At 34.7% G+C, this 13,325-nt stretch carries 11 protein-coding genes; 4 read left to right on the top strand and 7 right to left on the bottom strand.

What is annotated here, in order from left to right; genetic code table 11:
• Positions 1–230: 230 nt before the first annotated feature.
• Positions 231–1,142 carry a signal recognition particle-docking protein FtsY gene (gene ftsY / locus N3Z16_RS07785; RefSeq protein ID WP_282486061.1) on the bottom strand — a complete coding sequence of 304 codons (912 nt, stop codon included), beginning with the start codon at positions 1,140–1,142 and terminating at the stop codon, positions 231–233.
• Between the two features lie 184 nt (positions 1,143–1,326).
• The gene (locus N3Z16_RS07780) at positions 1,327–4,452 is read right to left on the bottom strand and encodes a translocation/assembly module TamB domain-containing protein (protein WP_282486060.1); all 3,126 of its coding nucleotides are present in this window, start codon (positions 4,450–4,452) and stop codon (positions 1,327–1,329) included.
• A 360-nt stretch (positions 4,453–4,812) separates the two neighbouring features.
• Between N3Z16_RS07780 and N3Z16_RS07775 the strand changes: the two genes are divergently transcribed.
• Entirely contained in the window at positions 4,813–6,579 is a 1,767-nt protein-coding gene (locus tag N3Z16_RS07775; protein ID WP_282486059.1) for an ankyrin repeat domain-containing protein, read from the top strand.
• A 59-nt stretch (positions 6,580–6,638) separates the two neighbouring features.
• Here the strand turns inward: N3Z16_RS07775 and pgsA are convergent, their stop codons facing one another.
• On the bottom strand, positions 6,639–7,187 hold the full coding sequence (gene pgsA / locus N3Z16_RS07770) for a CDP-diacylglycerol--glycerol-3-phosphate 3-phosphatidyltransferase (RefSeq protein ID WP_282486058.1): 549 nt from the start codon (positions 7,185–7,187) through the stop codon (positions 6,639–6,641).
• Between the two features lie 173 nt (positions 7,188–7,360).
• On the opposite strand from pgsA, the gene N3Z16_RS07765 reads away from it, so the two are divergent.
• The 3 genes from N3Z16_RS07765 to N3Z16_RS07755 are packed head-to-tail and all read left to right on the top strand — an operon-like array spanning position 7,361 to position 9,135.
• The gene (locus tag N3Z16_RS07765) at positions 7,361–8,068 is read left to right on the top strand and encodes a CoA transferase subunit A (RefSeq protein ID WP_282486057.1); all 708 of its coding nucleotides are present in this window, start codon (positions 7,361–7,363) and stop codon (positions 8,066–8,068) included.
• Positions 8,068–8,703, top strand: coding sequence for a 3-oxoacid CoA-transferase subunit B (locus tag N3Z16_RS07760; protein ID WP_223938617.1), 636 nt, complete (start codon positions 8,068–8,070; stop codon positions 8,701–8,703). The genes N3Z16_RS07765 and N3Z16_RS07760 overlap by 1 nt, the downstream gene beginning before the upstream one ends.
• Before the next feature lie 51 nt (positions 8,704–8,754).
• The gene (locus N3Z16_RS07755; RefSeq protein WP_282486056.1) at positions 8,755–9,135 is read left to right on the top strand and encodes a fluoride efflux transporter FluC; all 381 of its coding nucleotides are present in this window, start codon (positions 8,755–8,757) and stop codon (positions 9,133–9,135) included.
• 34 nt (positions 9,136–9,169) lie between these two features.
• Here N3Z16_RS07755 and N3Z16_RS07750 read toward each other — a convergent pair whose 3' ends face one another.
• The 4 genes from N3Z16_RS07750 to trxB are packed head-to-tail and all read right to left on the bottom strand — an operon-like array spanning position 9,170 to position 13,315.
• Positions 9,170–9,811: a superoxide dismutase gene (locus tag N3Z16_RS07750; protein WP_282486055.1), complete on the bottom strand. Its 642-nt coding sequence runs from the start codon at positions 9,809–9,811 to the stop codon at positions 9,170–9,172.
• 17 nt (positions 9,812–9,828) lie between these two features.
• Positions 9,829–10,935 (bottom strand): glycoside hydrolase family 3 N-terminal domain-containing protein, encoded by a 1,107-nt coding sequence (locus N3Z16_RS07745; RefSeq protein ID WP_282486054.1) that lies wholly within the window; start codon positions 10,933–10,935, stop codon positions 9,829–9,831.
• 16 nt (positions 10,936–10,951) lie between these two features.
• Positions 10,952–12,373: a replicative DNA helicase gene (locus tag N3Z16_RS07740; RefSeq protein ID WP_282486052.1), complete on the bottom strand. Its 1,422-nt coding sequence runs from the start codon at positions 12,371–12,373 to the stop codon at positions 10,952–10,954.
• Between the two features lie 9 nt (positions 12,374–12,382).
• The gene (gene trxB / locus N3Z16_RS07735; protein ID WP_282486051.1) at positions 12,383–13,315 is read right to left on the bottom strand and encodes a thioredoxin-disulfide reductase; all 933 of its coding nucleotides are present in this window, start codon (positions 13,313–13,315) and stop codon (positions 12,383–12,385) included.
• Positions 13,316–13,325: the final 10 nt, after the last annotated feature.

Raw genomic sequence — 13,325 nt, 5'->3', positions numbered from 1 at the left:
GCGTGTCGGTAGTATTGGTTAATTTTCCCTGCTACCGAATGGCATACCAGGTTAAGCTAATATAACCACAGAAAGTGCCATAATGTTACGTAATGCTAGATCTTATCTAGATTAGCTTGGTTACTACTAGGCACAAAAAGTAGTAACTATAAATAATTATATTGTAATAAGTTAACCCAGCTAAAAGCTTCATGCAGAAATAAAAACTGCAATAAGCAAATAGCAATTGCTTATTTGATGCCAACTAAGGCTTTAGAAAAATCTATATAGTTAAACGGTTTTAAATCTTCTACCCCTTCCCCCACTCCTATAAAATATACTGGTAAGGAATATTTTTCTGATATGCCTATAATTACACCGGCTTTTGCCGTGCCGTCTAATTTTGTAACAACTAGACCTGAAATTGAAACAAGTCGCTTAAATTCTTCTGTCTGCACAAAAGCGTTCTGACCGGTAGTAGCATCTATAACTAATAAAATATGGTGAGGAGCTGATTGATCGACTTTTTGTATAACCCTCACTATTTTCGCTAATTCATCCATTAAGTTCTTTTGGTTATGCAACCTACCTGCAGTATCTATAAACAGCACATCTATATTACGATCATATGACTCAGTAACAGCTTTATAAGCAACACTTGCAGGATCAGATTTTTCTTCTCCCATAAATAAAATAGCGCCAGTTTTTTCTGCCCACTTAGCTATTTGATCGGTAGCTGCTGCTCTAAAAGTATCACAAGCAGCAATCGCCACTTTCTTACCCTCCCGAGCATAAAATGATGCCAATTTACCTATAGAAGTGCTTTTACCATTACCATTGACACCGCATACTAAAATAATGTTTAGGCCACTATTTAGCTGAAATTTACGGTCATGCTTTTCCATAAGTTCAGCGATAGTCAAAGCAAGTTCAAGTTTAACTTCATCAGCTGTTACTTCTTTGTTAAATTTTTTCTTCTTTAAAAGATTAACAATCTGTTCTGCGACCTTTACACCAGTATCAGAGGATATAAGAAGCTCTTCCAACTCGTTTAAGCTGTTTAAATCAAGCTTTTTCTTATTAAAGATACTTTCTATCCCAACACTTAATTTGTTGGAAGTTTTACTAAGGGCAGACTTTAACTTATTAAAAAAACCTGACATCATCTACCTAAAAATTGCTTTTCTTAACTTCTTTTTATAACAAAACTGTTTATATAGGTAGTACGGGATTTTCATAATTATCTTTTTAGTATTTATCAGATTCAAGTTAGCACAAAAAGTACTTTATGTAAATCTAACCATTATTTTTTATTAATATTATTAATTAAATTAGCCTTATGTTTTACTAATAATTAACACGCCAATTAATTCCAAAAGAGCTATTACCTTTTTCTCCTGTTATTGCCTCAAGAGATATTTTAGGCGTTAATTCTACTTCTATTTTAGTTTTTGTGCCAAAAGCCTCATTGCCCTGCTCTATTTCTAGATACACTTTATCTGTAAGATATTTACCAACTCCTACATAAGAGCTTTCCGTATTATCATCTTCCTTAATGCTAATATCATCAACTCCTAAAATTTTCCTGCCCAAACCAACAGGGTCAAATCCCCCTCCATTACCAGATAATTTTCGCATTCCGTTAGCAAGACCAATAGCTTGCCCTGGAGAAATACTATCCGGATTCTTTCCAAATAAGAGCAGCGATAGAGCGTCTTGCTGGCTAAGCGATGGGGTAGATTCAATTCTTATATCAGGTGTAAAAATAGACCCTCCTAATATCAACCTTATTTCTGTATCTCCTACTACTGTTGCACCCACTATATTTAAGTAAGGAGAAGGAGAAATTGGTCCATTAAAGGTTAATATACCTTCTTTAACGGTTAAAAGCTTACCAAATTCTTGATATCTACCTCTTATCGATCTAAGCTCACCAAAAATGTTTGGATTACTAACATTACCGGCAATTGTTAAATTTCCTGCAAGAAGAGTATTTACTCCTCTTCCCCTTACATAAACCTGCTGTTTTGCATTTAGACCAACATCTAGATCTAATACATAAGGTGATGGTTTATTTTCAGTTTCGTAAATAATTTTACCGCTATTAATAGTTCTAATAACATTTATAGCAGGTATATCTTCCGAAAAATGCTCTGGAACTTTAATTTCCATAGGTCCAAGGTCAAAGTTTCCTTTAACCAAGGCTTTTTTATTATTACCAAAGACTGAAAGATTTCCAGCCATTTCGCCCTGAAGATAAGGGCTATTTATCAAACTAAATTTTTTAGTATTTACTAATAATTTAAACGGCAACTCTTTGCTAAGAAATAAATCGCCTTTTGCTTCTAAAGAATTAGAGTAATTATCATAGGCAATAAAGTCTAATATTGAAATATTATTATTTTTGGCCAGTATTTTACCAGAAACATCCTTTAGTTTAACTCCGTAGTCCTGATATCTATATTCACCTTTTTCTAGGCTCATCCCACCGTTAACTATTAATGATTCAATATTACCAGACGCTGTTATTTCCCCGTCCAGATATCCTTGTAATTTATGACCTAAAGGTAAAGGTATCAAAGACAAAATGTTAATTTCTTTATTCAGAGTAAGATTTGCTTTGAGATTACCCTTTTTCAATATTGAAAATTCCAACGGAGACAAAGAAAAGTTACAAGGAACTTGGAGCTTAAAACTTGCCAACTCTCTCTTTTCCTGCTTTATATTAGCGTTAAGGAGCAGTTTATTATTTTCAACATGCGAAGATAATGCTAAAATCGAAGGAATACTACCTTTAGCAGCAAGATTAGCATTATATATTTCTAATTTGGAATCAAGGAGTGGGGATCGAGAATTACCGCTTAAACTTACACTTCCGGAAATAAGTGACTGATCAAAAACTGCAGGTAAAAAATTGGAAGCAATAGCTAACGGAAATTTTGTAACTTTTAATGTTCCATTTATGTTAGAACCCTTACCTTTTAAATCCAAATTTAATTTACCATCATTTGCTATAAGACTTGGAATCACAACTGAGAAATCTTCCCCTAACTTAAGTTTAATAGCTTCTGGAGTAGCAATTTTAATTTTACCGATTGTACCGCTAATATTATTGATAATTTCAAGATTCACAGCACCTGCCCCGGGTTTCTGCAAATAATTACCGGTTATCTGGCCATTAGCCTTTAAGTTAATTAGATAAGGTTCTACCGATTCCAAATGCGTAGTAAAATCAATACCTAAGACATTTTCCTTAGCTTGGAAGATAAACGATTTAACTGTCCCGTAATTACTGGCTAATGAACGCAGCTTTATATCGGCATGACTAATTATAAGTTTTTCGAAATCCTTTAGAGATAAGGAAAAATCGATAAAATCACAATTAACAAGGGATGTAGAAAGGTGCTTACCCTTACCTAAAATATCTAATTGTCCTTTTCCGGCATCAGTTCTTTTATATCCTGCCTTAATATCCACCTGCCCTTTTTCTAATAAAGGAAAGAAATCTTTTAACTCATAAATATTATTACTATTTACAGTAAATTCGCCTATTGCACTTTTCCCTTTATTATCCAAAGATAAATTTCCCTTACCACTTAAATTGCGCCCTTTAACAGTAAAGTCTTTCAAATACATTTGCGCAGCGTTTTTACCTATTTCTCCTCTAGCCTTGATAGAAGCCGTATCAAATGAAATTTGGCCATTTATACCCTCTTTATTAACTATTAAATCTGATTGCCAATTTAATTTCGGTAATCGAAAATAGTTCTGGCTTTCATCTTCAAAAAATACTTCTCCATTGGTAATAATATGAGGGGCAGATAACAACCCGGAAAAATCTATTTTCCCTTTAAACAAACTTTTTAAAGACTTACGCTCGGAAAGCAAGTATTCTAATATAGAACTCTTATAGTTTGCACTTCCAGCTAAAGAATTCTCTAACAAATTAATATTAAAATTTCCCTCAAGATTAAAATAATCGGAGGAAAGATTAAATTCCTCCATAATTAGAGTATTATTGGCAAAATCAAACTGGCCTTCAGTATGCAAAACAGTATCATTTATCAATGATACTTTCTTATCAGTTAATCCATTACCTCCCGTATTAGCTTTTAACTTTGTCCGAAAATGAATTGTTTGGTTTTGAGAATAAAAATTTAGATTAGCAGCAAAACTGAAACCAATATCCTCTGAAAGCTCAGTAAGTTCGGGAGATAAAATAAAATTACTAATAGTAATATTTGTAACTTTAATATTAGGTACAAACCCTAATTGCTTTTTATTTGTTAAATCCTGTTTTTCAGAATTTAAGTGGGAATTTGGTAACCTTGTTAAAATTAAATGCTCAGCGGTTATATCCTTTACATTAACTTCCCCGAGCAATAGTAAAGAAGGTGTTATGTTAATACCAAAATTTTCAATAATAAGAAATTCAGCTTCTTTATCACTAAAAATAATTTTCTGAGTTTTCACGCCTAAAGGCAAAGAAAACCGTAGATTTACAATTTTTACTTTATAATTATAATCTGTGGCTTCTTCTACAGATCTACTAACAAAGTTAGTGACCATCGCAATAACGCTCTCGGTCTTAAGCCATAAAAGAATCGATAATAGCGATATTGTAAATATGATGGTTAAAAATAATAAAGACCGTAATAAAAATTTCACTTTATTTAACTATTTGTCTAACAGACCATATTTTAGAACTCTATCTAAAAAACACAATGCTTTTTCGTTGCTCCCAATAGCAGATAATATGATAATTATTGACACTTAAGGTTGTGTATTTTACAATACTGCAATTTTAAGTTAAAAAAACATTTTCAAATAACTATGAAAAAACATTACATTGACAAGGGGAAGTCTGCATCCAGAATTCCACAAGAACTAATTAGTGCATTTGATGAAATGGTTTTTGAATATTCCAAAAAAATCTATAACTTTCTAATATATAAATTTGAAACAGAAGATATCCCATTAACAGATAAAAGCTTGATAGATATTGAAAAAATATACGAAATTATTGCCAAAGCTGTTAAAGACGAATATGCTCAACAAATTCCCGAAACAGGACTTGCTTTTATAGAAAGAGCTTTATGGAAGCCGCATTACGATCCAGAACTTACTCTTACAAATACATTACCTAGGATTCTTCTATCTTCTAAAATCCAGGCTGAGCTTGATGAAATAGTATTTGCATATTCCCAAGGAATATATCGCACCTTAGTTGCTAGTTATAAATATAGGAGATCACAAGAGGATAGTTCATATAATAAAGAACTGTTACCTCAAAAAATACAAGAAATTATTGTATCCAAGTCCACGATGCCCCCTATTAGTTATTATACAGATATTGATACTGATACAGGTTATTATACGAGTGATGTTGAGGATGATGAAGGGGATGAAGCTCTAACAGAGCAGCCTTTACTAATAAGGTATGTAGAATCAAATATGGTAATTGGTACAAAAAATTTAATAAAAAAAACTGGGGTAGATGTAAATATTAAAGATGAATATGGCCGTTCTGCTCTATTTTATGCGAATAGTCTACACGCTATAGCAATGCTGCTCGGTCAAGGAGCAGATGTAAATATTATAGATAAGTTCGGTAACAATGTCTTACATATATGGGGTAGAAAGTCGTTACTGACTCCTATCTCCCATACATTCATAACCACACTAGCTAGCAGCTTCTTTGATAAATTAACAACTCCTCAAGGCGAGGAAGAAGGAGCTTTCAGTTTAATAAATCATAACGGGCAAGATGTAAGATATATGTTCTTACTAGGGTCAAAATACTTTCATTTATCAGCAGAAAAAAGCTTACCGGACATATATGATTACAATAGTTTATGCAGCTTTGTCAGAAATAAAATAAGTTCCCCTATGAAAGAAACCTTTAATGCTTATATAACAGAGGCAGTTTTGGACATAATACTATCCTATTTGAATATGCCAATAAATGAATTAAGTCTAGAAGGTGTTTTATCATACTATGAAAAAAGCAAAAGCAGTTTTGATTTAAGTAAAATACAAAACCACGGGTTACCGCTACTCCATAGACTAGCCCTCAATACCGTAACTAATAAATCTGATAATAAAAATCTTGAATTGTTGAAAAAGCTATATGAATTTGTTCCTCAGCAATTAGAGCATGCTTCTAAAATAGGCAATCCATTAGATATTGTTTTAAACAGATCAGAAACAATAGAAGCTCCGAAGCTGCAAGAAAAAATTATAAGTTTCTTTTTAGAAAAAGGAGGAAAGATATCTAAAAAAACTGAAATTGGAAAACTAACTAGCCATTTAGGTATTTTCCAAGAGCATCTAAACAAAATCGCCAAAACTGTTTACAGTTCCACGGGCTTTCCTGAAGATGTTTATAAAATCATAATAGATTATTTGCCGCTTTTTGAAGTTAGGGAGGAAAATAATTCTTCTACTTCTTCATCCTCTTCTTGTTCTTCGGAAAGCTCTTATTCTTTCTCTTCTTCATTATCTTCATCTTCGTCTAGCAGTTCCTCTTCAGAAAGCTACAGTACCAGTAGCTCATTATCAGGAGAAGAAAGTTCTATAGAGCTTTATCATCCGGATTAATAACCTATTCTCCCCTTAATTATCATAAGTATTTTTTAAAACTAAACTACTTATGATAATTAGAAATACTTGCTACAGGCGTGCAGATAAGAATAACCTGTTACGAGCGTCAGAAAAGCTGAAATCCATAGAAAAACGTGACCTACCAGGTCCAGCCACTTAATACCTGAACCGACCGAGCCGATGATAAGCATCGTCATGGAAATCATTTGTATAGCCGTTTTAACCTTGGCCAACCTTGTTACCGGTACGCTAACACTTACCTGGGCTAGAAACTCTCGTAGACCAGCTACAACGAATTCCCTGGCCAGAATTAGAAGACAAGGAATCTCATCAGCTCTTCCTGCTTTAACAAGCAATACCAGAACACATCCTACCAGTACTTTATCTGCTATGGGATCAAGCATCTTACCAAGATTCGAAACTATATCGTATCTCCTCGCTAAGTAGCCGTCAAAGAAATCAGTTAGGCTGGCTGCAGCAAAAATTATTCCTCCAAATCTATGAGCAAATTTTGAATCCTCAAAATAAAACGACATTACAATAAGCGGAATTGCAATTATTCTAAGAATTGTTAAATAATTCGGTATGTTTTTATCAATTCGCATCTGGCTTTTATCAATACTTCATATTTGAGGGCAAAATTATTCTATTATAGTATAATTTTAGCTACTCCTTAGAATTCTTAATATAATTTTTGTTAAAAACCAACTAATAACTTGCAAGAAGCAAGGATTTAGTAATAGATTAATGGTTTATAAACTATATAATACAACTAGCAATGGTAAAAATATATAATACAGCAAGTCAAGCAATAAAAGATGTAATTAAAAGTGGGATGACAATTCTGGCCGGTGGTTTCGGCCTCTGCGGAATTCCGGAAAATATCATTGCAGCCATTGCCGAATCCGGTGTAAAAAACTTAACAATTGTCAGTAATAATTGCGGTGTAGATGATTTCGGTCTTGGATTATTATTAAAAAATGGCCAAATCAGAAAAATGATTTCATCTTATGTTGGGGAAAATAAGTTATTTGAGCAAAAATATCTAGATGGGTCGCTTGAACTCGAACTTAATCCCCAAGGCACTCTAGCTGAGAGAATAAGAGCAGGCGGCGCAGGCATTCCGGCATTCTATACTAAAACCGGCGTTGGAACAATTGTTGCCGAAGGAAAAGAAGTACGTGAATTCAATGGAAAAAAATACCTAATGGAACGGGCAATATTTGCCGACGTTGCAATAATTAAAGGATATAAAGCTGATAAATTTGGCAATGTTATTTACCATAAAACTGCCAGAAATTTCAATCCTATAATGGCAACAGCAGCAAAAACAACTATTTGCGAAGTTGAAGAAATCGTTGAAATAGGGGAGCTTAACAGCGACAACATTCATACACCTGGTATTTTTGTTGATAGGTTAATACAAGGGGATAAATATGAAAAAAGGATAGAAAAAGTAACTACTAGAAACAGAGAGGCTACCTGATGGCTTGGACAAATGATGAAATGTGCAGAATAGCTGCAGAAATGGAGATCAGAGACGGCCTATTTGTTAATCTCGGTATTGGCATGCCTACAAATATACCGAATTACATACCAAAACATATAAAAGTATGCTTCCAAAGTGAAAACGGCATGCTTGGCATGGGCTCTTTCCCTTATCCAGGGGAAGAAGATGCGGACCTAATCAACGCCGGCAAGCAGACTATTACCGCTCTGCCAGAAAGTAGTTATTTTGATAGTGCTGCATCTTTTGCTATGATTCGTGGCAGTCACGTGGATTTAACTATTCTTGGAGCTTTGGAAGTATCAGAAACCGGTGATTTAGCTAATTGGGCAATACCAGGTAAAATGATAAAAGGCATGGGGGGCGCCATGGATTTGGTTGCTAATATAAAAAGGGTGGTAGTTCTAATGGCTCATAATTCCAAAGATGGCGCTCCAAAATTAGTAAATAAATGTAGCTTACCTTTAACAGGAGTAAATGTAGTTGATAGAGTAATTACAGACCTTGGGGTTTTTGATATCAAAGACTCCAAAACATATTTAATAAAAAAAGCTGATGATGTAACTGTAGAAGAAATAATAAAAAAAAGCTCTGCTGAAATTTTATTTCTATAAGTCGTCGAGTTCATAATTTTATACTAATTATTAGGTAAAGCTAAGGAGAATATGGTATCACAATATATAGCAGTTGGTTTAGGAGGAGCTATCGGTGCTGTAATGCGCATAGCGATTTCTAGAATTCTCCCTTCAACAATAATCGGCATACCTTTCCAGCTTTTAATCATTAACAGTCTAGGGTGTCTTGCCATGGGAATCCTAGCTCAACTAGCTCTTTCATGTTGGATTACATCGGATAATATAAAATATTTTTTGATGCCAGGTATATTAGGAGGCTTAACTACTTTTTCAGGATTCGCCTTAGATTTTGGGTCTCTTATAGCAAAGAATGAGTATAGCATAGCTGTTTCGTATGCTATACTTAGCTTTGGAATAAGCATTTGCTGTTTTTTCCTAGGAAGCAAAATTGCTAAAATCTTTACAATCTAATAATCTGCCGCTCCTACCTTTCTAATAGCCTTTTTCAGACTTGCTTTTTGGCCTTTTTTAAGTGCAAACCGGCAAATTCCCAGTTAATCATATGATCAATAAAACTGCTGACATAATCAGGTCTTCTATTACGATAATCTATGTAATAAGCATGTTCCCAAACATCGCAGGCAATTATAGGTTCATAACCTTCTGTAATAGGAGTTTCAGCATTAGCAGTTTTTATAATATGGAGTTTATCACTTTTATAGACAAGCCAAGCCCAGCCACTACCAAATTGGCTTACCGCTGCTCCTTTAAAATCAGCCACAAATTTTTCATAAGAACCAAAATCTTTTTCAATCTGGCTAAGAATTTCTCCTGTTGGCTTCCCTCCACCGTTTGGTTTAATAGAGTGCCAAAAAAAACTATGATTCCATACTTGTGCTGCATTATTGAAAATAGCAGCGTTTGAATTATTAGAAGCTAAAATTATGGATTCTAGATCCATATCTATCATTTCCTTATTATCTTGGAGTAAATTATTTAAATTAGTAACATAAGCATTATGATGCTTGTTATAATGATAATCGAAAGTTTCAGCAGTAAAATGAGGTTTAAATTCATCTTTACTATATGGCAATTCTGGTAAAACAAAAGGATATTTTTTTTGATTTGAATGGTTACAGTAAGTCATTTCTATTCTCCATATTATTAATGAGTTGATATATTTTCTGTAGCTTCATAAACAGCTTTCATTTCTTGTAAATCAGAACTACAGTGCAAAACTATATCGCACCCAGCAACAATAGCTTCTTTGGTAACAGTAGCAAGGCTCTTACAAAATAACGGCTTTATAAGCTCCTGCTGCTTTTGGCAAATGTCTATTATTTCTTGCCCCTCTTTATCAGTTACATCAACTGCAAATAATTTTTTTAAATCTTCCTGATATTCATTCTTCCATTCCTTATTCTGAAGCGCAAGAGAAATCTTTGTAAGCAAGGATTTTTGTTGCCCCACTTTACCATGCAAAGCATACATACAAATATCATCCGTTACTAGAATACCTTTAAAGCCGATTTTATTTCTTATATAATCAACAACTTTATCTGATAAAGTCGCAGGTTTCTTAGAATCAAGTGCTTTATACACTATATGAGCACTCATCCCCCATACTTCTTGGCTTGAGAGCTCTTTAAATACTTTAAAATCTGTTTCTTCAAGAGTTTTTAAGTCCGTATTAATTATCGGTAAAGCAAGATGACTATCAATTTCTGCTCGCCCATGCCCGGGAACGTGTTTAATAAATGCTATTCCTCCTTGTTCATTAATGCCAGCTATAGCTTCCTTGCATAAATCAATAGCTTGTTCTGGAGTAGAACCGAAACCGCGATCGCCAATAATAGGATCGGCTTCTTTGTAATAGATATCACAAACTGGAGCACATGGAGAATCAATCCCTAAGCTGTTAAGGTCTGCCATAATTTGCAAATAGTTTTCCTTAACTGCCCTTTTAGCCTTGATTTGGTCATCCAAATACATATCGGCAAAAATTTTTGCAGCTGGATATAATTTGTCTACAACAGGCGGTTTAATTCTTGCAACTTTTCCCCCTTCTTGATCGACAAAAATAAAAGTTTTTCTTCCAGGAAACAACTCTTTCAGTGATTTTGTAAGAGCTATTAGCTGCTCTCTAGATTCAACATTTCTAGAAAATAGAATAAACCCTAATGGTTTAGCTTTCAAAAAAAACTCCTTTTCTTTACCATCTAGTTTCGTTCCTGCTAAGCCAAAAATAATATTACTGGTTTGAGTTTTCATAAAAAAATTTATTAATTTAATGAATTTTTTCTAGATTGCTAACAGTCGAATACCTATCCTCATAGTACACTGACACGTTACCGATAGCACCGTTACGATGTTTTGCAACTACAATTTCGGCAAAATTATGGACTTTACTTAATTTATCCACCCACTCAGAATATTTAACGTCATCTTGCTTGGGTTCTTGCCTCCTTAAGTAATACTCTTCCCTGTATAAAAACATCACCACGTCAGCATCCTGTTCTATCGAGCCGGATTCGCGCAAATCAGATAGCATAGGCCTTTTATCTTCCCTTTGTTCTACTGCTCTTGAAAGCTGCGCTAAAGCTATAACCGGTATGTTCAATTCCTTAGCAAGCGCTTTTAACCCTTGGGTAATTTCTGCGACTTCAATAACCCTATTTTCGGATTTATTAGAACCACGGAGGAGTTGGAGATAATCTATAAACAAAATTCCTAAATTATGCTTTCTTTTTAATTTACGGGCTCTCGTTCTAACTGCTGATATTGTCAGTGCGGGAGTATCATCAATAAAGAATGGTATCTGGGCAAGTTCTGCTGCCGCTTTCCTTAAATCGTTGTAATGCTCTTCATTAACTTTTCCACTTCTCAGCAAGGTAGAATCAACTTTAGTCAACATTGAGAGTAATCTAGTAGAAAGCTGCTCAGACGACATTTCCAAAGAAAAAAAACCAACTGAAGGCGGGGGGGAATCGGGGGCAGTTTTTTTAAGCAGAGACCTACACGCATTAAAAGCAAAATTAATGGCAAAAGCAGTTTTACCCATGCCTGGACGACCTGCAATAATGACAAGATCCGAATTATGGAATCCTGAAAGTTTTGTATCAAGATCGGTAAGACCCGTAGAGATTCCAGTTACATGATCAGAATTCTTCATCGCTCTGTTAATGCTATTGAGGGAAGAAGCTACGTGGTCCTTGATTGATACAAAACTTTTTTCATTAATTCCTTCACTAGCAAGTTGGTATAACTTACTTTCAGCCATTTCAAGTTGCTCAGCTCCAGTATTTTCCAAAGTGGAATCATAAGCTGTATTTACAATATTTTCGCCTATTTGTATTAGATTACGCTTAATTGCAAGATCAAATATTATTTTGCCGTAATCATGAGGATTAATCACAACCATAGCCATGGTCGTTAATTTTATCAGATATTCCTCTCCGTTTAACTCAATAAATAACGGCTCTTTATCAAGCATTGACTTTAAGGCTATTACTGAAGGTGTAAGGCCTTTATCAGCAACAACCTCAATCGAATTATAAATTTTTTGGTGCAAAGGTTCAAAAAAATGTTCAGCTCTTAAGAACTCATTTACTTGTTCAATCAAGGTATGATTAATTAAAACAGCCCCAAGCAGCATCTGCTCTGCTTTAATATTTGCAGGCAGTACCCTCTCTATGGTTGTGTCCATCATTCCTACTAACTATAAACCTCTTAAATATTTATCAGCTTCCAGGGCGGCCATACAGCCCGTTCCGGCAGCAGTTATCGCCTGACGATATATTTTATCCTGAACGTCACCAGCTGCAAACACTCCTTCAACACTAGTTTTTGTAGAACCTGGTGATGTTATTATATAACCTTCGCTATCCATATCAACAACGCCTTTAAAGATATCAGTATTAGGCTTATGACCTATTGCTATAAATACACCTTCACAAGCAATTTCTTTGATCTGGCCAGAAGTTACATCTTTAAGATGAACTCCAGTCACTGATTTTGGGTCTTTAGTACCTACAACTTCATTTAATACATGATTCCATATAGGAATTACCTTTTTGTTCGCAAATAATCTATCCTGCAAAATCTTCTCTGCTCGGAGCTCATTCCTTCTATGAACCAAGTAAACTTTACTCACATGATTTGTTAAAAATAAGGCTTCTTCTACTGCCGTATTACCGCCCCCCACTACTACGACCTCTTTGTTTTTAAAGAAAAAACCATCACAGGTAGCACAACCTGATACCCCAAACCCTTGAAATTCCTGCTCAGATTTTAGCCCCAGCCATTTTGCTTCCGCACCGGTGCAAATAATAACTGTATCAGCTTCGTATACATCACCTGAGGAAGTAAAGGCTCGAAAAGGTTTATTAGCTATCTCAACCCTTTCAACATAATCATAAACGAGTTTTGCCCCCACATGCACTGCCTGGGCTTCCATTGCTTGCATCAACTGCGGACCTTGTATCGGTTTTGCAAAACCCGGGTAATTTTCAACGTCAGTAGTAATAGTTAACTGTCCACCAGGTTGCATACCGCAGATTAATATCGGTTCTAGAGCCGCACGGGCCGCGTATATAGCAGCGGTAAATCCTGCAGGACCAGAACCAATAATTAGAACTTTTGTTTTTGTCATACCTTTAAAT

The organism is Candidatus Megaera polyxenophila (genome assembly GCF_029982035.1).
In the GTDB taxonomy this organism is placed as follows: Bacteria; Pseudomonadota; Alphaproteobacteria; order Rickettsiales; family Rickettsiaceae; genus Megaera; species Megaera polyxenophila.
Note: the sequence above shows the minus strand (reverse complement) of the source record. Positions and strands in the feature narration are given on the sequence as shown.